The sequence below is a fragment of the Acinetobacter legionensis genome, assembly GCF_048552295.1.
GTDB lineage: Bacteria > Pseudomonadota > Gammaproteobacteria > Pseudomonadales > Moraxellaceae > Acinetobacter.
The window spans coordinates 1-21,994 of record NZ_JBIMCW010000004.1 but is presented as its reverse complement, the minus strand read 5'-3'; the positions used below and the strand labels follow the sequence as shown (position 1 = coordinate 21,994).

General features: G+C 34.8%; 18 protein-coding genes and 2 pseudogenes. 9 read left to right on the top strand and 11 right to left on the bottom strand.

The genetic code is table 11. The features are described from left to right. Window position 1 precedes the first annotated feature (1 nt). Window positions 2-3,757: a trifunctional transcriptional regulator/proline dehydrogenase/L-glutamate gamma-semialdehyde dehydrogenase gene (gene putA, locus ACG916_RS04450; RefSeq protein ID WP_419327308.1), complete on the top strand. Its 3,756-nt coding sequence runs from the start codon at window positions 2-4 to the stop codon at window positions 3,755-3,757. A 126-nt stretch (window positions 3,758-3,883) separates the two neighbouring features. On the opposite strand, the gene ACG916_RS04445 is transcribed toward putA, so the two are convergent. From ACG916_RS04445 to ACG916_RS04425, 5 genes and pseudogenes are all read right to left on the bottom strand, one after another. Beyond that, on the bottom strand, window positions 3,884-4,450 hold the full coding sequence (locus ACG916_RS04445) for a TetR/AcrR family transcriptional regulator (protein ID WP_336950916.1): 567 nt from the start codon (window positions 4,448-4,450) through the stop codon (window positions 3,884-3,886). 29 nt (window positions 4,451-4,479) lie between these two features. Beyond that, window positions 4,480-4,824, bottom strand: coding sequence for a DMT family transporter (locus tag ACG916_RS04440; protein ID WP_336950915.1), 345 nt, complete (start codon window positions 4,822-4,824; stop codon window positions 4,480-4,482). A gap of 910 nt (window positions 4,825-5,734) precedes the next feature. Next, on the bottom strand, window positions 5,735-5,959 hold the full coding sequence (locus ACG916_RS04435; protein ID WP_004719860.1) for a hypothetical protein: 225 nt from the start codon (window positions 5,957-5,959) through the stop codon (window positions 5,735-5,737). Window positions 5,960-6,087: 128 nt separating this feature from the next. Next, a pseudogene (locus tag ACG916_RS04430) lies at window positions 6,088-7,021 on the bottom strand (alpha/beta hydrolase). 131 nt (window positions 7,022-7,152) lie between these two features. After that, window positions 7,153-7,368: a hypothetical protein gene (locus ACG916_RS04425; protein WP_336950913.1), complete on the bottom strand. Its 216-nt coding sequence runs from the start codon at window positions 7,366-7,368 to the stop codon at window positions 7,153-7,155. 338 nt (window positions 7,369-7,706) lie between these two features. Between ACG916_RS04425 and ACG916_RS04420 the strand changes: the two genes are divergently transcribed. After that, complete coding sequence (locus tag ACG916_RS04420) at window positions 7,707-7,988, top strand: hypothetical protein (protein WP_336950911.1); 282 nt, start codon at window positions 7,707-7,709, stop codon at window positions 7,986-7,988. Window positions 7,989-8,247: 259 nt separating this feature from the next. Here ACG916_RS04420 and ACG916_RS04415 read toward each other — a convergent pair whose 3' ends face one another. The 3 genes from ACG916_RS04415 to ACG916_RS04405 form a co-directional block, all read right to left on the bottom strand. Next, complete coding sequence (locus ACG916_RS04415) at window positions 8,248-9,474, bottom strand: acetamidase/formamidase family protein (RefSeq protein ID WP_336950910.1); 1,227 nt, start codon at window positions 9,472-9,474, stop codon at window positions 8,248-8,250. A 316-nt stretch (window positions 9,475-9,790) separates the two neighbouring features. Then, the gene (locus tag ACG916_RS04410) at window positions 9,791-10,171 is read right to left on the bottom strand and encodes an MliC family protein (protein ID WP_336950909.1); all 381 of its coding nucleotides are present in this window, start codon (window positions 10,169-10,171) and stop codon (window positions 9,791-9,793) included. Between the two features lie 566 nt (window positions 10,172-10,737). Next, window positions 10,738-10,863 carry a hypothetical protein gene (locus ACG916_RS04405; RefSeq protein ID WP_004821939.1) on the bottom strand — a complete coding sequence of 42 codons (126 nt, stop codon included), beginning with the start codon at window positions 10,861-10,863 and terminating at the stop codon, window positions 10,738-10,740. 210 nt (window positions 10,864-11,073) lie between these two features. On the opposite strand from ACG916_RS04405, the gene ACG916_RS04400 reads away from it, so the two are divergent. Further along, window positions 11,074-11,538 (top strand): DoxX family protein, encoded by a 465-nt coding sequence (locus ACG916_RS04400; protein WP_419327309.1) that lies wholly within the window; start codon window positions 11,074-11,076, stop codon window positions 11,536-11,538. Between the two features lie 93 nt (window positions 11,539-11,631). Here the strand turns inward: ACG916_RS04400 and ACG916_RS04395 are convergent, their stop codons facing one another. Beyond that, complete coding sequence (locus ACG916_RS04395) at window positions 11,632-12,033, bottom strand: hypothetical protein (protein WP_419327310.1); 402 nt, start codon at window positions 12,031-12,033, stop codon at window positions 11,632-11,634. Window positions 12,034-12,526: 493 nt separating this feature from the next. On the opposite strand from ACG916_RS04395, the gene xseA reads away from it, so the two are divergent. Together xseA and xseB are read left to right on the top strand one after the other, a co-directional pair. Beyond that, window positions 12,527-13,789 carry an exodeoxyribonuclease VII large subunit gene (xseA, locus tag ACG916_RS04390; protein WP_419327311.1) on the top strand — a complete coding sequence of 421 codons (1,263 nt, stop codon included), beginning with the start codon at window positions 12,527-12,529 and terminating at the stop codon, window positions 13,787-13,789. Then, window positions 13,782-13,976: an exodeoxyribonuclease VII small subunit gene (gene xseB, locus ACG916_RS04385; protein WP_034615548.1), complete on the top strand. Its 195-nt coding sequence runs from the start codon at window positions 13,782-13,784 to the stop codon at window positions 13,974-13,976. The genes xseA and xseB overlap by 8 nt, the downstream gene beginning before the upstream one ends. A 107-nt stretch (window positions 13,977-14,083) precedes the next feature. Here the strand turns inward: xseB and pepN are convergent, their stop codons facing one another. Further along, a complete protein-coding gene (gene pepN / locus ACG916_RS04380; protein ID WP_419330661.1) occupies window positions 14,084-16,693 on the bottom strand; it encodes an aminopeptidase N in 2,610 nt (869 codons plus the stop codon). A gap of 303 nt (window positions 16,694-16,996) precedes the next feature. Here pepN and ACG916_RS04375 point away from each other — a divergent pair, with 303 nt between their 5' ends. The 4 genes from ACG916_RS04375 (at window position 16,997) to dsbG (ending at window position 21,178) form a co-directional block, all read left to right on the top strand. Further along, a complete protein-coding gene (locus ACG916_RS04375) occupies window positions 16,997-17,428 on the top strand; it encodes a hypothetical protein (RefSeq protein ID WP_419327313.1) in 432 nt (143 codons plus the stop codon). Between the two features lie 68 nt (window positions 17,429-17,496). Next, a complete protein-coding gene (dsbD, locus tag ACG916_RS04370) occupies window positions 17,497-19,530 on the top strand; it encodes a protein-disulfide reductase DsbD (protein WP_419368150.1) in 2,034 nt (677 codons plus the stop codon). Between the two features lie 10 nt (window positions 19,531-19,540). Next, window positions 19,541-20,371: a prolipoprotein diacylglyceryl transferase family protein gene (locus ACG916_RS04365; RefSeq protein ID WP_336950902.1), complete on the top strand. Its 831-nt coding sequence runs from the start codon at window positions 19,541-19,543 to the stop codon at window positions 20,369-20,371. Window positions 20,372-20,428: 57 nt separating this feature from the next. Then, a complete protein-coding gene (dsbG, locus tag ACG916_RS04360) occupies window positions 20,429-21,178 on the top strand; it encodes a thiol:disulfide interchange protein DsbG (RefSeq protein WP_419327315.1) in 750 nt (249 codons plus the stop codon). Between the two features lie 141 nt (window positions 21,179-21,319). On the opposite strand, the pseudogene hpaR reads toward dsbG, so the two are convergent. Next, window positions 21,320-21,748: pseudogene (hpaR, locus tag ACG916_RS04355) on the bottom strand (homoprotocatechuate degradation operon regulator HpaR). Window positions 21,749-21,994 lie beyond the last annotated feature (246 nt).

Below are 21,994 nucleotides of genomic sequence, written 5' to 3'. Positions count from 1 at the left end.
AATGAATATGGATTCACCTCAAGTTTTAAACGCAAACCTACTGCCAAGTTTGGATTACATTACCGAATTTAAAGACAAAACTGATTTTGAAGAAAAAATCAATCATGCATGGCGTCTTGCTGAGTCGGAATGTGTTGAAAACTTACTTGAGCACAGTCAAATTTCTGAAGAGATGAATCAGAAAATCTATGACATTGCATTTAATTTAGCGCATAGCTTACGTGACCGTAAAAGTTCATCAGGCAAAGCAGGGATTGTACAAGGACTGCTACAAGAATTTTCATTGTCTTCACAAGAAGGCATTGCATTGATGTGCCTAGCTGAAGCCTTATTGCGTATTCCTGATAGTGCGACCCGAGACTTATTGATTCGCGATAAAATTAATCAAGGTAACTGGAAAGATCATTTAGGCCAAAGTAATCTCATGTTTGTCAATGCTGCTGCATGGGGACTCATGCTGACTGGCAAACTGATGGAAACACCTAAACAGACTAGCCTTTCTGGGATCCTCACTTCGCTTTTAGCACGTACAGGTAAAGGCATCATCCGTAAAGCAGTTGATGCAGCAATGCGTATGATGGGTGAGCAATTTGTTACTGGTGAAACCATCGAAGAGGCTTTGGACAATGCCAAAACCCTTGAAGACAAAGGTTTCCGTTATTCTTATGACATGCTTGGTGAAGCTGCACTGACTGAACACGATGCAGATCGCTATTTCGAAGACTATACACAAGCGATTCATGCCATAGGTAAAGCGTCTGAAGGTAAAGATGTTTATACTGGTCCAGGAATTTCTATTAAACTTTCGGCTTTACATCCACGTTATCAACGTTCTCAAACCGAACGTGTGCATCATGAACTTTATCCTCGTATTTTAAATTTAGCACTTTTAGCAAAGACTTATGATATTGGCCTCAATATTGATGCAGAAGAAGCGGATCGGTTAGAGCTGTCTTTAGAATTACTTGAGCGTTTATGCTTTGAGCCACAACTAGCAAACTGGAAAGGTATTGGCTTTGTGATCCAAGCCTATCAAAAGCGTTGTTTCTATGTGGTGGATTATATTATTGATCTGGCAAAACGCAGTCAAAAACGTTTAATGATTCGTCTGGTCAAAGGTGCTTACTGGGACAGTGAAATCAAAAAAGCACAAATTGACGGTATGTCTGACTATCCAGTGTTTACCCGTAAAGTGCATACAGATTTGTCTTATATTGCTTGTGCAAAAAAATTATTGGCTGCACCTGATCAAGTGTATCCGCAATTTGCGACACATAATGCACAAACGCTTGCCACAATTTATGAGTTAGCAGATCCACAAAAATATTATCTTGGTCAATACGAATTCCAATGCTTACATGGCATGGGTGAACCACTCTATGAACAAGTAGTAGGCAAGGTTTTAGATCAAAAATTAGGGATTCCATGTCGTATTTATGCGCCTGTCGGTAATCACGAAACCTTATTGGCCTATCTAGTTCGACGTTTATTGGAAAATGGTGCTAATACCTCATTTGTTAACCGTATTGCTGATAAAAATATTAAAATTGCAGACTTGATTGAAAACCCAGTTCAAGAGATTTTACATACTGCAGAAAAAGAACATGCAATTGGGCTAAAACACCCTGCTATTCCACTTCCTCATAATTTATATCAAGGCATACGCCAAAACTCTCAAGGTTTAGACCTAGCCGATGACAGTAAATTAAAGGATTTAAATCAAACTGTTCAGTACTATTTAAAACACCAATGGAACAGTTATAGCCTTGTCGATCAGCTTGATTTACGAGACTTATCAGAAATAAATTCGCAAGAAATCCGTAATCCAGCTGATCATGCAGATCTAGTTGGTTATGTGATCGAAGCAGAAACAACACAAGTGGATTTGGCCTTAGATAACGCTCATCAAGCTTTTGAAAATTGGAAAAATGCATCTCAAGATTTTCGTGCAGAGTTATTGCTCAAAGCTGCTTCGATTATGGAGTCGCGTATTCAGGAGCTAATGGTTTTACTATGCCGTGAAAGTGGTAAAACCTATAGTAATGGTATTGCTGAAGTACGTGAAGCTGTTGATTTCCTCAGATACTATGCAGCACAAATGCAAAGCATTGAGGAAAATGGGACACTCAGCCCACTGGGTACAATTTTATGCATCAGCCCTTGGAACTTCCCACTTGCAATTTTTACTGGACAAATTTCGGCAGCACTTGTTGCAGGAAATACCGTAATTGCTAAACCTGCTGAACAAACCCCATTAATTGCAGCACAAGCAATTCAAATCTTATGGGAAGCAGGAGTTCCAAAATCAGTTGTACAATTACTTCCTGGTCGTGGTGAAACAGTTGGAGCAAAACTCAGCCAAGATGAGCGTATTCAAGGCATTATGTTCACAGGTTCCACTGAAGTTGCTAAGATTTTACAAAAAACCGTAGCACAACGTCTGAGTCCAACAGGTCAACCGATTCCGCTAATTGCTGAAACAGGTGGTCAAAATGCGATGATCGTAGATTCTTCTGCACTGACAGAACAAGTCGTAATCGATGCAGTAAACTCAGCATTTGATAGTGCTGGTCAACGTTGTTCTGCCCTGCGTGTATTGTGCGTTCAAGAAGACAATGCAGCAACCTTAATTAAGATGCTTAAAGGCGCCATGCAACAGCTCAACATTGGGCAACCTATTTTGCTTAAAACAGATATAGGTCCAGTGATTGATTCTGAAGCGCAACAGAATATTGAAAAGCATATCGAAATGATGCGTAGCAAGGGTTATGCAATACATCAACTTGCTTATGAAACACCAACATCTGATTTAAATGCAGGCACATTTATTGTTCCGACGGTGATTGAACTTCCAAATCTTAATGATTTAAAACGTGAAGTTTTTGGACCTGTATTGCATGTCATTACCTATAAATATGGTGAATTAAAGCAATTGTTAGAACATATCAATGCAAAAGGATATGGCTTAACCATGGGTTTACATACACGTATCGATGAAACTATTCAAACTACCATTGAACATGCGGAAGTGGGTAACTTATATATTAACCGTAATATTGTAGGGGCTGTTGTTGGCGTACAACCTTTCGGTGGTGAAGGCTTATCAGGAACAGGGCCTAAAGCTGGCGGTCCGATTTATTTATATAAATTAATGCAGCATACAGCCCTACCAAAGCATCCTTTTGGTACTGTAAAAAATATCTCTGAACAGCTCAATCTAAAACCATCTGAGATTCAAAGAGAATTTCACACTTGGGCAAAACAGCATTATTCACAATGGACTTTGCATCAGTATCAATCACCGATTGCCTTATATGAGCTCCCGGGCCCAACAGGTGAATTGAATCAATATCATGTTGTATCACGTCATCGGATATTGGCAATCGCAGAGCAAGAACAGGCTTTGCTGAATCAATTTAATGCAATTTTGTCTCTCAATACGCAAGTCTGTATTTTAAGTGATGATGCGATTGCTTTAAAAATGATTCAAGCGATGCCAAAAGTATTGCAACAAAAATTTTCGATGATCAAGGATGTTGTTGCTGGAGAATTTGATGCAGTTTTACATCAAGGTGCGGGGCTAAAAGAATTACAGACCCAGATTGCGCAACGTCAAGGTGCAATTGTCGGCATAACTCACTTAACGGATGCCAATACAATTGTTCCACTTGCACCATTACTCATTGAGCGTGCGATCAGTATCAATACTGCGGCTGCAGGCGGAAATGCAAGTTTAATGACTTTAGGGAGTGAATAAACCATAAAGCAATGATTTAAATAATTTTTCCATTCCAAGCCAAAATCAATTGGCTTGGTTTTTTTTAGAATTTTTATTTTAGTTTGTAGATATTGATTTTGCTTAAAAATCTGAGCAAATGAATCACTATTCAGGATAACTCCTTAACAATAATTCCTGTTTAATTTTCTCATAATTATCCTGTATTTTTGGGGATAGACTTTCTACAAACCATACCCCATCGGCAGCATAACGTAATATTTTTAATGTGACAGAATAATCAGTTTCAGCATGTTGAGATAACCGTCGTGTTAGCCATTGATCCCACTTCTCACTGTAAGATTTATCTGTCATCAATGTCATGCTTAAAGCACTCCATATAGTGTTGACTCCAAATGAAGAACTTAAGGTGACATCAATATATGCGCGAGTAAAGCAGCCATAAGTGACTGGATCTTTTTCAATTGCTAGGCTGACTTGCTGGTCCAATTGTTGGATTAACTCTTCCAACATTGCCTCAATTAAAACTTGTTTATTGGCAAAATGATGAAATATACCACCTTTAGTTACACCTGAATGAGTTGCAATACTTTGAATCGACACACCATTTACACCGTGTTCAGCAACTAAATTCATCGTGTTGGCTAAAATTAATTTTTTAACACCTTCAGGATCTTTTTTACGTTGATAAGCATTTCCAACAATTTTATCCATACTCAAATCTTACCCGCTTCGTGCTTTTATCAATGTCCTGCTGATGTTGAAAATAAATTAATCACCAATACACCTGAAATAATTAATCCAATACCTGCAATTGCAGCAAAGTCTAAGCTTTGTTTGAAAATGAAGTAACCCACCAAAGCAGTGAGAATAATACCAACACCAGCCCAAATTGCATAAGCAATACCTAATGGAATTGTTTTAATCACTTGAGAAAGTAAATAGAAAGAAATCACATAAAAAAACACCACCAGTAAACTTGGGACTAACTTTGTGAAGCCTTGGGATTTCACTAAGAAAGTTGAACCAGTTACTTCAGCGAGGATAGCGATAGCCAATAAACTATAGGCAAAAAGTATAGAATTCATAAATTCATCAAAAGATACCAGTTGGTTGGTATGTTATATAAATTCAATTTACAATACAATCTTTAGCTATTTGTAATCTCAGCCATTAAATTTTATGAATAAAAAGCAACATCACTTTGATAAAAACTAGTTTTATAAAAAAAGGTGAGTTATCAATATGATACTCACCTCTTTTTTTCAATTTCCCACCTAATCAGGTTGGATGGATAAAGTAGAAAAATGAAATTATAAACAACAAGGCAATTATCGCCAAAATTAAATACGTGTTTACCGTGTTGAAACTCTTTATAAAGTTTAAAATTTCCATTATTTTTCGTCACAAAATAAACCAGTATTTATTTTAATATATTTTGTCACAATTTGTAAGATAATTAAGCCTAATTAAATTAAAAAACACTTAAAAATAAGTCTAACTGGCTACTTTTACGGCATGAATAGATATTAAAAAGATTTATTATAAATGATAAATATTCTCACATATTTGTTTTTATTCAGTTATTATGCAGGTTTTGATACCTATATCACAATAATTATTGCAGCACCCTGCTGTTTAAAAAATATTCAAACTCATTAGTTTTTCTTAATAAATAATATTATTAATGCATTAACCGCATGGTAAAAAAATCAAAAAAAAGAAATATTTAGATACATCATCCAAAAAAAGTGGATAAAAAATGAAGAATTAATAAAAAAGTGTTACAAGTTGTGTTTAACAATGGTCGCGGATGTCAATATTCTAAATGTGATAAATTTAGATTTTTAAAAGCAAAGAGTGATCCCTGCTGGATCAAGTAAGGGCTCTAAAGATATATTACTTTTCTCATGCAATATGATAAAAAATTCACACTCATTCCTTGAGTTGTAAATTTTTTAATAAATGATAATTTTATTATTCTTTTCAGTAAAAAACTTACTTCACCTCAAAATGATGTTTTTCTGTGACCAATTTAATTTTTATATCTTTGTAGTAGCGGACCATTGTGTTATTTGGATCTTTTTTCAGTGCATCTGCAAATTTATCTTCATTCATTAACTTCGCATAAGTTTTATAGCCAATTTCTAAAGTTGATGCTTTTTTACTAGATTCTTGAAATTCATCTATTCGCTTGTTGATTTGCTTTACACTAATTTCCATTTTTCATTTCTCGCTACAATTTCATTTTTTATAACATGCTTTTATGACAATACCGTTTAAATCATTATTTTTTGAGTTTATTTTGCAGCAACATTTTTCTTCAAAAACATAATAGTTTGATTAAATATTTATTGACTCGCTTTTTTACCTAAGAAAATCGATACTCATGGACCAACCATTCTTTTGATTCGGGGTAGGAAATAGCTTGAACGAGGATTTTGCTTTTCTTGCAAAGCTTTTACAAAAGGAATGGATTTCGTATCAGTCAAAAAATCTTTATTTCCCCCACTGATAAAAAAGAGGCGGATAGTTTTTGGTAAAAAGCTGTAGAGGTGATCAAAGTTTTAAATATTCAGGATTATCTTTTTGATTAGCTATATAAACTTGGACAAGCTTATTTACCCTCACTCAATCAGTTTGATTTCATCTGGTGCTGTATGGATAAAAGCATTCATATCATAGATCCCACATTACAAGATCAATTCCTTAAGTTGTGAAGCTTCTATCGTAGCTATAAATCCAGATTGCATGGAGATATTAGGGCTCGTGAGAAGCACTACATAAGGACTGGCTGAATTAATCCCAGCTAAATCCCCTGCTAAAAATAATTGATCTGCATTTATATGGTTTTTTTTGCATTTTGCTGGATAAATTGCAGTGCGATATTGATTTGATACAATTGCGTTGGATAAGTTGCTTGTGCTGCAAATTGCTATCGCACCAAAACAACATTATAACTTTATGCTGCAAGCAGCTTAAAATATCCTTTAGCATTATCTTTAGCACCTGAAATCCAACCACCACCATGAATCCAAATCACGCTTGGACGTTTTATCAAGGTGTTGAATATCTTTTGACTGCTAGAGATCTAAACTGAGTTTTAGCTGTTCTTGATAACGAATGTTATTTCTAACAATGACATTCTTTGGTGCATGTTTATCTATCAAATAGTGTTCAAGTATCAATCACCTTAGCAAGGATTTTGTTATTTTTTTGCATATTTTGGCAAGCTGATAATGTGAATAGTGAAATTATACAAATAAGAATTTTCAGTTTACACATTTTGATCTTCAAAATGTTCGATCATTGTGATTTTCACATTATCGATAACTTCAATTTTGACCCAAACATAGTCTAAAAAATGAAGTTTTTTACTTTTAATTTCAATGCTAAAAACAACTAAAAATTTTAATTTATATTTGCGCGATTTGTTGATGTAGACTTTGCAAAAATAAATCCGCTTCAGCTTTGGTTTGACACATTTTATGATATAGGCCATTGGCATTTTGATTGTGCGGGGTATATTCTATATTTATAGAAAAATTCTGCGTAATCATATTTTTAGAAACATGTATCGCGATAATATGCAGTGAATTTAGGTAAAAACCATCTTCTATTTTAACCAGCATTTTAAGCCTCAAACTTTATAACACAGAGAGAGTAAGACAAAAAAGCCCATCTTTTGATGAGCTTATTGTTTAAATATTTTAAACTTAATCATACTTCAATTTAGCCAGTATTTAAAATTTTTGATTATTTATTATGTAACAAAAGGAATATCCACTAATAATTTTCTTGAACAATACAATAAAAAAATTTAACACATCATCAAAAATCAGCTTTAGATTGTCCGACATTTTTTCACCTGATCAAAATACTTTGATGTTAGATTGAAAAAATCGTGATACTTATCACATTTCATAATAAAAGTTATTTTATCTAAATCTCTTTTATGGAGGTTGTTAATATGAATTATTTGATTATTTTAAATTCATCACAGGCACACCATTTTGATGAAATGCATAAGCTCATTTGTGACTATGATGCTTCAATTCGAGTAAATCCTACCACTTGGCTGATCAATACAACTTATGAAGCCAACATCATTCGCCAGCATTTAGCGAATATTATTAGTATTCATGACTCATTGTTAGTCTTTAAGATCGATGGTGAACATTCTTTTACCAATGATTTAGATTTAAATGACTGGATAGAGGATATAAATAGTAAAAGTATGATTCATGTTTAAATTTTGCGTTCTGAATGGACATGACCAAAGTTTAAACCAACCCGATTGATCATGTTTCAAAAGTCATGCCTTTCCTGTTGAGAGTCAGAATCACAATAAAATGTAGTTTCAAAGCATAAATGATTGAATTGAAGGAAATGAATGCATAACGTTTAAATTATCGTTTTATGGATTATATATTATTTTAGATCTAATCATAAATCCTTGAAATTACATCACGGCGGTACTTTCAAGGATATTTAATTAAGCAGCTTTAATTTTATTTATGGTCTTCAACAAACTCTTTAAAGTCAGCTTTACGTATTTTGGCATGAATTCCCTTGGTCTTATCTACCACTTGCGATACTTCAAAATCAGTAGCAGCACTGAGGTAGGCATAAGCAATCGCTTCATCAATACCATATTCTTGGTTTAAAAAACGGATCGCTTCACGTGTAGATTTTTTCATTGCTTCATCTAAATCTTGATCTAATCCGGGTGTGATCCAAAATTCAGCATTTTCGGCTAATGGCTGTACGATTTCTTTACCTGGGATTTTATCTTTGCCTGTTTTTAATAAAGTGAACTTGAGTGTTGCTCTTGCTGAGGCTTCTAATGCAGTTAAAGCAACTTCGCCATCACCTTGGGCAAAATGACTATCACCTGTATAAAACAATGCACCTGGCACTTGTACTGGGTAATATGCAGTTGATCCAGCACCTAACTCATTTATATCAATATTGCCACCATACATCGCGGGTGGAACTGAATGCACTGGTTCTGATGTATTCGGCGCGACTCCCATGATCCCCATGAAAGGGCTCAGTGGGAAACGAATCGATTTACCCGATTCTGTTTTTAATACCCCCTCATATTCACCCTTTGCATTTTTTTCTATTGGAGTAAATACTGAAACATTCCCATATCGCTCAGGATGTTCAGCCGAAGCATTTTCTTGTTGTGGTCTTTTAGGATACTCACCCACTAATGCACCTTTACCATGACGATTCGAAATGACGCCATATGGAACACGAGGCTCTACTTTAATGACTTCTACTTTTAAAATATCACCTGGTTGCGCACCTTGAATTGCTATTGGACCAGTCACAATATGAGGACCATCTTTATGAAAATCATGTTTTAGCGAAGATTTGGTAATATTTTTTGCTTCATCTAAAATATATTCATCCCGTACCCCTTTGGATTTAAAGAATTTTTCTGCATCTCGTCCTTGATCTTCAAGTAACCCCTCATGTGAAACTGTATCGAAAGTCACAACACTTCCCGATGGAACAGTTATCACTGGCTTTGCTTCTTTATTCGGTAAGTAACCCCAAGTAATCGTGTTTAAAGTTGATGGTACATAATAATTACCTTTGTATTCACCGTCTTTTAATTGAACAGGCTTGTTGGATAATTGCTTAAGGACATTAAAACTTTCAGCATTAACTGCTGAAGTACTGATAGCACTGCAAATAAACAGTGAAAGAACCGTCTGCTTAAACATAAAAAATACCTTTAACAATTGAAAAATAAAAATATTGCAAAGGAGCTTCAGCAAATTTCATGCCACGGTAAAATTACATTAATTTAAGCATTTCAATGAAAAGTGCGCTAATTATTTTCATCTGTGCGTTCTAATCAAGTGCATAAATGAGGAAGTATGCTTAAATATCTTATTTCAATTGAATTTTAAAGATGTCTATTCTAAATTATGGTTTGCACTCTACTTTCTACAAATCACTTGAACATACCATATTAATTTCATTATTGATTGACAATAAAAAACCCCACCAGATGGTGAGGCTGTTGAAGTTACAACTCTATTTTACTTCTTTCACTGTAAAAGATTTATCTTTTGCAAGTTCAATGGTTCCTTCATCGCCTTTAGAATGAATTGAAACACCATTTTCCCCCTCAAGACGCATACCACTTCCAGCAGGAACCTCTTTCAAGGAGTAATTATTTCCATCATTATCAGTTAATGTTGCTGTAACAAAATTATCACTGGTCTTCAGCGTAAATTGTTTCTTATCAGCTGTTTCATACTTTACCGTTTTTTCAGCTGACTCATTTGTATCAACAGCAACTGCGCTGCTACTTACCTCATTATCAGGAGATGTCGCTTTATCTTTGTCTTTTGCATTACACCCAGCAACAAAAACAACAGCTAAAAAAGATGAAATTAATAATAATTTTTTCATGTTTAATCTCGAATAAATATGGAAGTTAAGTTCTAACATAGCGCTTTAGAGCAATCCAACCACTAATTGCGAATTACTACTTGTTATCTACACAAATCATAAAAATCATTTAGAACCCTATACATTTTAAGCTTGAATTTCTTTTAATTTATATATTTAAATTTATTTTTTAATCAATTAGCAAGATGTATTGAGCTCAGACAAGTGCTGTCATTGCCGATTAGGACGAGGTAGTTTTATATCATTACAGAAAATTACTCGGCTATCATAGCTTATACCTCTAGTATGAATTCTTATAGAGAAAGCCTAAAAATTACATGAATTAGATATAAAATATCTAAATAAAACTTTGCTTTATAATTTAATAATCCTCCCACTTTTCGATATCTTTTAATTGTGAAATCGAGCCTAAAGAATCAAAGATCTATCTATAAAATGTTTGTCTAATCTCAAACAAGACTTTATTTTTACAATAAAAAAACGCTTTAAGCGTCTTATCATAAACATGATTTCGATTTCGACCAATGCATCATATCAATCAGCCCACTGTATCAGTGGGCGTTGGATTAACTGTCCTTATCCACTGAATGTGGCGTTGTTGTTTGATCTTGCTTTTGTGTATCTGTATCTCTTTTTTGACACGCTGTTAAACCGATCAGCATAGCTAAACTTAAAATTGAAAAGATTTTCATAGTTCGCTCAATTTTGCTTAAAAAATATACCATATCAAAGTATGAACTTCATAATGTGTATTTTATGAAACTTAGGTAACATTTCGAACTGACTTGCAAAATTTTAAATCTGTATAAATGACAAATTATATACACTCACCAACAATGCTTACATTTAAAAAGTCTACTCAGATTATTAAGATATTTTTTAATTTTCAGAATTATAGACACATGCTTGGTTTTCTCTTTAAAAATCCATTTAATTCGCCAAAATTTAGTCAGTTCGCCTTAATATTAACCAGAGTTTCAATCGGTTTATTTTTCTTAACAACGGGTTATAACAAATTATTTGTAGAGAAAAATCAACAAATCATGTTGGAAACGATTGTTTCTGCTGGTATACCTTTTCCAGAAGTCACAGCTATCATTGTTTCTTTATTTGAATTTGCATTCGGGCTATTGCTAACCCTAGGATTATTTACTCAGTTAACCAGCCTTATATTGCTCTTTATTTGCTTTGTAGCACTCGTAACCGTTGGTATTTATACAATTCCACCGGGTCTTAATTTGATCACTTGGATAAGCTGGTTTTTTTATACCCATGATTTGCTTTATATTTTCATTTTACTTTTTATTTTTACAAACAAGCCAGATTCTTTCACGCTAGATAAACTTTTTTTCAAAAAATACTTTTAGAAATTACCCACTTTTTGGGGAAATGGGTTATTAAAATAATATATTAGTTGATTATGATGTATGAGAATTTATCTTTAAATGAAATTTTAAAATTTATTTATCTAAACAAGCATCTTCAATCAACTTACTACCCTGTGGAAATTTAGTCACAGTTCTATAAGTTTCAGTAAGATCTGCATTGTAATCATAATATCCTGAATATAAGAAAATTTTTCTAGCTTCGCAGTCGTGATAACCAATCATTTTGATATAAGTTTGAAGCTCATATTCTCTACCAAATATTATTCTCGTCACAATCACTTTATATTTAGGTTGATCCAAAGCTGTTTCTCGTTCTGCGATTAATTTATCATTTTCAGGATACCGAGTATGATCACGATCAAAATGTTCTTTGAATTTCTCTATATTTAATTTTTTATCAAAAATTGGCATTATTGGATCTGCATAACAAAGCTGTGATATCCATAAAATAAATAAAAAAAGGATTTTTTTCATAATTTATAATTTTTTGAATGCTCTATAAAAGAAGTTTAGTTTACATAAAATTAAAGCCCATCTATTGATGAGCTTTGAAGTTATTTGGTTTGTTTCGGGTCAATTTTATAACAATCGGTTCGCATTTTCGGTGAGAGTGCATTACTGTTAAGCATACTCATCCCATTCTGACTCTGATATCTAAAGCGATCATAATCACTCATTGTTGATGTAACGTTACTGACATCTGCTCCATATCCCATACAATGCGCATGATTACTTTCTAAATCATAGCTGGTACAAAATACCAATAAAAAAGCTAATAAATATTAATGATTTCACTTGTGTTTTTACTTTAAAGACTAAAAAATAATTTGGTTTAAGTAGATGTCGATAACGCCCATCAACATCATAAAAATATGCCATACCCGATGTATAAGATCAATATATCTTCACCGCCTTGAGCCACCATGTTATATACTATTTTAGATAAATTTACCGTAATTGCCTTTGTATGTCTGACTTACAGCTTTCCTTAAGCGAATACCTTGCAACTGTTCAAGAAGTTATACGTGTAACTTTTGATGAACCAATATGGGTAAAAGCTGAGATTAGAAATCTAAGCATCAAGGGCGGCCACTACTACTTAGAACTTGCAGAAAAGGAGGAAGATTCAGATAAAGTCATTGCCAGTTGTAAGGCAACAATCTGGAAATTCTCTGCTGCCAAAATGGTGTTAAAGTTTGAGCGTGAAAGTGGCATTGAACTCTCTCGTGATCTCAATGTACTGATTAAAGTGAAAGCTGTATTTAATCCCCAATATGGTTTTTCAGTCAATATTGAAGCAATAGATTCAAGTTATACCTTAGGTGATCTTGCACGGCGTTATCAACAAATTTTAGAGAGACTGACCAGCGAAGGTTTACTGAATAAAAATAAATTACTGCCTACCCCATTTGATATTGAGAATGTGCTCGTCATTGCTCCTGAAAATGCTGCTGGCTTGGGTGACTTTAAGAAAGATGCAGATGCTCTCGATCAAGCTGGCGTTTGTCATTTTGTCTATCATACAGCAACGTTTCAGGGGAACACTGCGGCTACAAGTATTTCTGAAGCTTTAGCAAATGGATTACGACAATGGGCGAAAGACCTCAACACCCCACCAGATCTTATTGTGATTATTCGTGGTGGAGGTGCAGTCAATGATCTGGCCTATCTCAATGATTACAATCTCGCTGCGCTACTTTGCAAACGCTCTGTTCCAATCTGGGTAGGTATAGGTCATGAAAAAGATAGAACCATTTTAGATGAAGTAGCGAACCGTTCTTTTGATACACCGAGTAAAGTGATTGCAGGGATTCGAAATCTAATCGTAGAGCGAACCCAAGATGTGCTAGATTCTCTACAGAAGATTAAACTGTTATCTCAACATCAAATCACTGCTTACCAAAGCCAAAATGATCAATACATCAAAGTCATTAAAACGCTTTCTCAAGGGCAGATCAATGAGGCAAATAAAAGCTTAGATTTGATGAAAGGTACTGTTCAGTATTTGGCACAGCAACTGATTAAATTGGCATCCAATCAAGTTGAATCACTCATGCGTGAAACGCTTTTGCAAAATCCACGTCATGTCATGGCCAAAGGTTATGCTATTGTCCGTAGTGATGGTAAAGCCATTCGTTCTATTCAACAAATTTCAACTGATCGCATCCAAGTAGAGTTACTGGATGGCACGATCAACGCAAATGTGACACAGGTATTAAGCAATGGCTAAACAAGATTTAACATTTAAAGAAGGTTATGACGTTCTAAAGAAAAATGCAGAATTATTAGAATCTCAAGAAGAACCTGATATTGATAATTTAATGAAGATTGTTGAAGAATCTATGTCTGCATATAAAGCCTGTAAGTCACGTGTAGATGCGGTGCAACAAGCTTTAAATGAGACTTTTAAGGAATAGATAAATAATAAATCTGAATGTTTAAGAACTTATAAATATGCTATTTCCCCTATAAAAATAAGAGAAATAGCATTACAAATATAATTAAATCAAAAAATTATAAGCCATTAAACACTTAACATACTATTTAAGGTTTCACTGACATTTTTTGATTTCACTTGAGATTTTAATCCATCAAGTGCGGCTTTTACTTCACTTCGTTGTGGCTCAGCTAATGTATACCAGCGGGTGAGGACTTGAAGTAAACGAGACCCAACAATTGGATTTTTCTCATCCAAATACTTCGCCAAATCGACAAAATGCCGAACACCAAAACTCCATGCATTGACAGGATTGGCATTTAAACCACCACTTACTGAACGAATACGGTTAGGTGTACCTAAATCATAATCAGCATGTGAAGTTAAATACTGAATCGTTTCAGCGGTTGCTTTCGGATGCGCTGCTTGAATCATAAACCATTGATCTAATGACAATGCTTCATCCTTAAAGCGCTTATAGAAGTCCTCTAAGGCTGCTTTTGCTTGTGGAGCATCATTCCATACCAATACTTTAAGTGCGCCAAGTCGCTCAGACATATTCACAGAATTTTCATACTGTGCATAAGCCAAATCAAATACTGCGGTATCCCCCTGACGTGCCATAAAACTCAACATAATATTTTTCAGAGCACGAACACCCATTGCTTGTGAAAATTCATTTTGTGAATCTGGATCAAGTGATAAATATGTTTCTTTAACAAAGTCATCCAGTACTTTTGCCAATTGATTCAACAAAGCTTCACGTGCTTCATTTACAATCAAAGGATTATAATCTTGGTCGATACGACTACCCAAATAACCTTCACTTGGTACATCAAATAAGCGTGATGCCAAGAGTGGATCTTTTTCAATTACACTTGGTAAGGTCTGTTTAATTGCCTCTACATAAATTTGAGCATCATGACCATTAAGCAAAATACGCTCAAGTAAAGTCTGTGTTGCTTGCCACTGATTAAAACCATTGGTTTCATATTGTAGCAAGAAGGCAAGTTCTTCATCTGAATAATTAAATTCAAGATTTACCGGTGCTGAGAAATTCCGTAATAAAGATGCTACAGGCTTTTCGGTCACGCCTGTAAATTCAATGGTCGCTTCTGTTTGATCAAACAAATACACCCCATCTTTTACCCCATTTTCAAATAAAGCCTCAGAATGTAAGGTGTACTGCTCACCTGTTTCTGCATTAAACAATGCTAAAGCCACAGGAATAGGTACAGCTTTTAAATTTGGATATTTAGGATGGGTTTTTAAACTTTGTTTAAAACTCAAACGATAAGTGTGAGCACTCTCATCATATTCACCTTTCGCTTCAAGCTTTGGCGTTCCTGGTTGGTTATACCAGATTAAAAATGCAGATAAATCGACACCTGAACCCGCAGTTAAAGCAGCAACCCAATCTTCAACAGTGACAGCTTGGCCATCATGACGTTGAAAATATTCATCGGTTCCCTTACGGAATTTTTCCTTGCCCAATAAGGTTGACATCATGCGGTTAATTTCCGCACCTTTCTCATACACTGTCGCAGTATAGAAATTGTTGATTTCGACAAAATGATCTGGACGTGGCGGATGCGATAATGGGCCTGCATCTTCTGGGAATTGATGCGCTTTAAGAACCGCAACATCGTCAATACGTTGTACTGCTGCTGATTGTAGATCTTCTGAAAAAGACTGATCACGGAAAACCGTTAAGCCTTCTTTTAAACACAATTGGAACCAATCACGGCAAGTAATACGGTTACCTGTCCAGTTATGGAAATATTCATGAGCAATCACAGACTGTACACGCATGATTGCTGCATCAGTGGTATATTCTTCATCAGCAAGCACACATGATGTATTGAAAATATTTAAGCCTTTATTTTCCATTGCGCCCATATTGAACTGACTGGTTGCCACAATCATATAATTGTCTAGATCATATGCACGTCCATAGTGTTCTTCATCCCAACGCATAGAATGCTTTAACGCTTCCATCGCAATATGACATTTTGGGATATCTTTTTCTTCTGCATAAATTTCTAATGCCACATCACGACCTTCTGTAGTGGTATAACGGTCTTTTAAAACCGCTAAATCACCAATTACGCAGGCAAATAAATAAGCTGGTTTTTTGGTTGGATCTTCCCAAATGGTATAGTGGCGCTCATCACCAGTTTTACCAGCTTCAATCAAGTTCCCATTTGCCAAAAGCACAGGGTATTTGTTATCGGCTTCTACACGAGTGGTGAACACGGATAATACATCTGGGCGATCAGGGTAGAAAGTGATTTTACGGAAACCTTCTGGCTCATTTTGAGTGACAAATAGATCACTCCCCGCAAGATATAATCCTTCGAGTTGTGTATTTGTTTCAGGATGAATGACTACAGATGTTTCAACGATGGATTCATCTGGCGCATTGGCAATCACCAACTGCTCAGAATCAAGCCTATATTCACTTTCAGTCAGTTTTTTACCATTAATAGAAATTGATTTAAGTTCAAGATCGCGTCCAAGCAATACCATATCTCCAGCTGCTTGACGTTTCATGACTAATTTGCTGTTTACGTTGGTATGGTCATCATAAACTTGGATATCGAGATTGATTGAATCTACAACATATGAAGGTTTTTGATAATCTTTTAAATATATAGTTTGATCTGCTTCAACTACTGGGTTTGCCGCGATATTCATATGATGTCCTAATCCTATTGTTGAGCTTCGACTTGTTATCGTGAGCTTGATCATCAATCAAATTTCACAAAGTGTCTGTTCTGTACTGTTGATTAATTTCTATATGGGTCTAGTTGAAATTAATTTCAATTGTTAGAATGCAAAAAACGTGCGAGATGGCCTATCTTTATACAACAATTTATCCTGTAAATCAGAAATGATGCTTATGAAAATTAATGCAATAAAAAGCAAACAAGATTTTTTAACATTTTTAGATAAACTCAAACAAGATCGTCTTGAAGATATTCAAGAATGGGAAAATATATGAAATCGCTTAGGCTATTTACAACGGTAATGTGTCTTCTCCCTTTGTCTGTTTATGCAAAGCAAACTGCCCCATATTTTTGCTTTAAGGAAAGTCAAAACAATAATATTCTGCTTATTTCTGAGGAAGAATTTCCAAAAGTCAAAACAGTAAAATATTATCCTTATATGAAAAAAATCTCGCTAAAATTTACTCACTATGATGCTGTTGATACAGCACAAGGTAGACCGAGTGAATTTCACAATTTCTATAAAGAAATAATCAATCAGAAAGAAACAGGAACTTATGAAATCGTTTATCAAGGTGCTGTGCTTTACAATGTCAATTACACCAGTAAAAAAACTAAGAAAATGACTCAATTCGACAGACTCTATCATGACGATGAACAAATTTTTCAAAAACTTAAGCAAAATGGAGTTGAATGTTTTTAACGATATTTTTACAAAGAAAAACTTAGAATTATGCCTTCTTTATCTGAAATTATGGATAATGGCTTTAAATGAAATCAAGATATGGAATTATGAAGTTGCGAACATTGCTCAGTGTATGTTGTTTTACTTTGTTGAGTCTAAGTACAATCAGCCACGCCAATCCTGAGTTTCTCCCACCAGATCAAGCTTTTCAATTCTCTGCCGAATCAATTTCAGAAAATAAAGCACAATTGAAATGGACAGTTGCACCTCACTATTACCTCTATCATGATCAGTTTAAAGTAACAATTAACAATAAAGCTGTACCTTTAAGTCTTCCCAAAGGTCATATCAAAGATGATCCAACTTTTGGGAAAACTGAAGTTCATTATGAAAATGTGACAACACAAATTCAGGTTAAACCTAATTCACAATATTTAGTGATGTATCAAGGTTGTTCTGCAGATGGCTTATGTTATCCATTACAAAGAAAAACCATTGCAACTGATGCAGATGGCTTATTACCGCAAAGTAATACATCTTCAAAACGCCTTTTCAATAACAATCCTACTAGCTCATTACTCAATCAATCTGATACCGCAGTCGCAGCTCTAGATACAAAAATCAAAGAAAATGCTGAGACTAAAGTAAATTCAACTGTTGGAAAAACAGGTTTAGACAAAGTATTGGATGAACAAACCACTGAGCTGGGACAAAAAACTACTAATGAAGCAGACAACACTGTAAATCCAAACAATTTCAACGCTTCTGCTGCAAGCGGTAATGTCATTACAGATAAAGAAAATTCTACTGGTTTACACAGTAATATTGACACTAAAAACACTACATCGTCATTACAATGGAATGATGATCAATCATTCTTTAAGCTATTATCTAAAGACTCTCTGTTTTTAAACTTATTGGTATTCTTTGGTTTAGGTATTTTATTGGCTTTTTTGCCCTGCTCGCTTCCGCTTATTCCTATTCTCTCAGGGATCATCATTCAACGTGCTAAAGGTTATAAAGCTGTTGTGATTGCCTTATGCTTTGTGATCAGTATGGCTGTAGTTTACGCGATTATGGGTGTTGTGGTGGCTGAAATTGGTTATAGCTTTCAGCGTTGGTTCCAAAGCCCTTGGATTGTTTCGTTGTTTGCAGTTTTATTTGTTGTTCTGGCTTTAAATTTATTTGGTTTATATCAATTAAACTTACCACAATTTATTACCAATAAATTAAGTCATCTGCAAAATAATCAAAAAGCTGGGACAGTACTCGGTGCTGTGGTTATGGGTGCATTATCAGCGCTCATTGTTGGCCCATGTATGAGTGCCCCGCTTGCTGGCGCATTATTATTTGTTTCACAAACTCAAAGTGCTGTATTAGGTGGCTTGTACTTATTTATTCTAGGTCTAGGTATCGGTTTACCTTTATTTATTGCCAGTGTATTTGGTTCTAAATTATTACCAAAACCAGGTAAATGGATGGATCGGATTAAAGTCAGTTTCGGCTTTATTATGTTGATGGTTGCATTGTATTTCATTCGTCCAATGCTTCCTTCGACTATGTACGCTGCAATTTTTGCCATGCTATGTATCGCATTGTCAATCTATCTCTTTTTTGCTCTACGCGACAGTGAAAAAATAGTCAATAAAGTTATTCTAGCCATCATCGCAATAGCCAGTTTAGTTGCTGGTTTTTGGAATATTCAACAAAGTTATTCTGCTTATCAAATTCAACATAGCCAAGCAGAACATTTAGTTTGGAATAAAGTGACCACCGCTGAACAATTAGAACTGGCATTGGTCAATGCAAAACAGCAAGACAAACCAATCATTATTGATGTCTATGCAGACTGGTGTGTGGCGTGTCAACCAATTGAAAAAGAAGTATTCCCGCGTACAGATGTACAAGATGCATTGAAAAACTTCACGCTCATCCAATTAGACTTAACGCAATACAACGCCTCACAAGATATTATTTTAAAACAACGTGAAATTTTAGGTCCACCCACCATGTTGTTTTTAAATAGTAATGCGCAAGAAATCCGTGAATTGCGCTTTACTGGAACCTTCTCAGCACCACAACTTATTCAACAAACTGAAAAAATACACACAGGACGTTAAACAAACTTCCATGATCACTGCACAGGCAATTCATTTAGGACCGATTATGTTGCCATGGGGATTAACCATCCTCATGCTTGCGATACTGATGAGTGTGGTGATTGGAAAATTTTGCTTTCAATATTTTGCTGTATCAAATTTACAATGGTCTGCGTTTAAAGACTCGATTTGGTCTGCATTCTTGGTTGGCCTGCTATCTGCACGACTTGGGTTTGTCTTACTTAACTTAGATGTTTATTTAGAGCATCCAGTTGAAATATGGAAGATTCAAGATAAAGGTTTTCATCTTTATGTGGGAATTGCTTGTGCTGGCCTGTGGATGATTTGGAAAAACAGATCTCTGAAGAAAAGCTTTATTGCACTATTTTTTGCGGCTTTTGCCCTGTTTTTCATTTCAGGTCAATATTTCTATCAACAAGTACAATTGCAATACCAACAATTTCCTCAAGTCAATTTAGTGAGTCTTCAACAAGAGCATGTTGAGCTGACTCAATTCCTCGGCAAACCCACAGTAATTAATCTTTGGGCCAGTTGGTGTCCGCCATGCAGACGTGAAATGCCAGTGTTGAATGATGCGCAACAACGATATCCCAATGTGCAATTTGTCTTTATTAATCAAAATGAAGATGCCAAAGCAGTGCAAACGTATTTGCAACAACACAAACTTAATTTGCATTGGGTTCTACTAGACTTTGACGGTGTAACGGCACATAAAATGGGAATGTTTGGCTTACCCAGCACCTTATTTTTTAATGCACAAGGCAAATTAATCGATACACATATGGGGGAACTTACCCATGCTGCGCTTCACCAAAAAGTTCAAAGGATAGTTTCAGAATAATGTATTTCATTGGTATTGATTGAAGAAATATTGCTTTTAACTTAAGGAGTCATATTGATGATTGATTTAAAAACACTCGGTATTTATTCGCTTGGTTTGGTGTTAAGTGGCTCTTTGTTTGCTGCTGATGCAAATTTCCTTAAAAATAAATTGGAAAAAGAAGGTTATAACTTTGTTAAGCAAATAAGTGCACCCGAAGGTTTAGAGGGTTGGACAGGTTATAAAGATGAATATCCATCTACGATATTTATTTCAAAAGATCAAAAGCACTATATCGTTGGTGATCTATTTAATGCTTCAGGTAAAAACTTAACTGAAGAAGCAATTAATACCCATGTTAAAGGTGCAGTATTAGATGAAATTTGGAAGAGCCTCGAAAAATCGACTTGGATTCAAGACGGCGATAGCAATGCTCCTAAAGTGGTTTATGTATTTAACGACCCAAACTGCCCCTACTGTCATACCTTTTGGCAACAAGCGCGTCCTTTTGTAGATTCAGGAAAAGTTCAATTACGACATATTATGGTTGGGGTAATTCGTCCAAGCAGTAAAGGACAAGCCGCAACGATTTTAAATCACACCAATCCTGCGGAAATTTTCAAACAATACAATTTAAGCAACGGTAAGAATAAATTGGTGGAAATGAAAAGTATTCCTAATGCATTATCTGAAAAGTTAGATGTAAATACCAAACTGATGGATAAATACGGCTTTTACGCTACCCCAGCAATGGTATGGAAAGATGCAAAAGGTGAAATTCAAAGCCAGCAAGGCTCACCGAAAGACATTAAAAAGTTATTTGATTAAGCAATGATAAAAAATGAGTGATTAAAACCCACTCATTTTTGATTAAAGTGTTTTGCATATTTAAAATGAATTGAGTGACATGCAGTTTTATTTTAATCCCTAAACCATTGTTTCACTTGCGATCTGATAATTTAAAATTTATCATGGTTTTATTTTCGAAAGATCATTTAACAATCCCATAAGTTGTTGGATATTCTCTGTACCATATTGCATTTGAATATCTATATAAATTTCTTCCATTTTATTCGCTTGCGTTTCAAAGTATTGTTTACCCTCTTCACTAAGCCGAATCAAACTCACCCGTTGATCATGGAGATTTTGCATTTCTTAATCAAGTTTCGATCAAGCATACGACTTAAGATTCCCGTTAAACTGGGCTTTGAAATACACACCAAATCAGCCAAATGGTTATTTTCAAGCTCATCATATTGATAAAGTACAGCAATCACCCGCCATTTCTGCTCAGTTAAAATCCATTTCATTTAATACTGATCTAAAAGGAGTCATTGTTGCTTCTCGGGCTTGTAACAATGCTAAAGTAAACGATGGCGATAAACGGATAGATTTCATAAAAACCCTTTAAATAAAAAATTAACAGATAGATTAATCACTTGATTAATTAAAGAATTTATTCAATACATATCAGCAACGACATCACACTTTTACTGATAAATTTATACATATAAACCCATATTTTCTTTACTAGAAAGTGATAATAAAAAGAGGTGGATCAGGAAATTTGAACAACACTTATAAGTGATATTTTGCTCCCCAAATGATGTTATAAACATCAATATATGGAGTATTTTATGGCAC

What these genes read in the sequence shown, in the direction of transcription:
- ACG916_RS04445 (WP_336950916.1), bottom strand. Translation starts at nt 4,450, where the DNA reads ATGGATAAAATTGTTGGAAATGCTTATCAACGTAAAAAAGATCCTGAA.
- ACG916_RS04400 (WP_419327309.1), top strand. Translation starts at nt 11,074, where the DNA reads ATGCTTGGTTTTCTCTTTAAAAATCCATTTAATTCGCCAAAATTTAGT.
- ACG916_RS04405 (WP_004821939.1), bottom strand. Translation starts at nt 10,863, where the DNA reads ATGAAAATCTTTTCAATTTTAAGTTTAGCTATGCTGATCGGTTTAACA.
- ACG916_RS04425 (WP_336950913.1), bottom strand. Translation starts at nt 7,368, where the DNA reads ATGCTGGTTAAAATAGAAGATGGTTTTTACCTAAATTCACTGCATATT.
- dsbG (WP_419327315.1), top strand. Translation starts at nt 20,429, where the DNA reads ATGATTGATTTAAAAACACTCGGTATTTATTCGCTTGGTTTGGTGTTA.
- dsbD (WP_419368150.1), top strand. Translation starts at nt 17,497, where the DNA reads ATGAAATCAAGATATGGAATTATGAAGTTGCGAACATTGCTCAGTGTA.
- ACG916_RS04440 (WP_336950915.1), bottom strand. Translation starts at nt 4,824, where the DNA reads ATGAATTCTATACTTTTTGCCTATAGTTTATTGGCTATCGCTATCCTC.
- ACG916_RS04420 (WP_336950911.1), top strand. Translation starts at nt 7,707, where the DNA reads ATGAATTATTTGATTATTTTAAATTCATCACAGGCACACCATTTTGAT.
- ACG916_RS04395 (WP_419327310.1), bottom strand. Translation starts at nt 12,033, where the DNA reads ATGAAAAAAATCCTTTTTTTATTTATTTTATGGATATCACAGCTTTGT.
- ACG916_RS04435 (WP_004719860.1), bottom strand. Translation starts at nt 5,959, where the DNA reads ATGGAAATTAGTGTAAAGCAAATCAACAAGCGAATAGATGAATTTCAA.
- putA (WP_419327308.1), top strand. Translation starts at nt 2, where the DNA reads ATGAATATGGATTCACCTCAAGTTTTAAACGCAAACCTACTGCCAAGT.
- pepN (WP_419330661.1), bottom strand. Translation starts at nt 16,693, where the DNA reads ATGAATATCGCGGCAAACCCAGTAGTTGAAGCAGATCAAACTATATAT.
- ACG916_RS04410 (WP_336950909.1), bottom strand. Translation starts at nt 10,171, where the DNA reads ATGAAAAAATTATTATTAATTTCATCTTTTTTAGCTGTTGTTTTTGTT.
- xseB (WP_034615548.1), top strand. Translation starts at nt 13,782, where the DNA reads ATGGCTAAACAAGATTTAACATTTAAAGAAGGTTATGACGTTCTAAAG.
- ACG916_RS04375 (WP_419327313.1), top strand. Translation starts at nt 16,997, where the DNA reads ATGAAATCGCTTAGGCTATTTACAACGGTAATGTGTCTTCTCCCTTTG.
- ACG916_RS04365 (WP_336950902.1), top strand. Translation starts at nt 19,541, where the DNA reads ATGATCACTGCACAGGCAATTCATTTAGGACCGATTATGTTGCCATGG.
- xseA (WP_419327311.1), top strand. Translation starts at nt 12,527, where the DNA reads ATGTCTGACTTACAGCTTTCCTTAAGCGAATACCTTGCAACTGTTCAA.
- ACG916_RS04415 (WP_336950910.1), bottom strand. Translation starts at nt 9,474, where the DNA reads ATGTTTAAGCAGACGGTTCTTTCACTGTTTATTTGCAGTGCTATCAGT.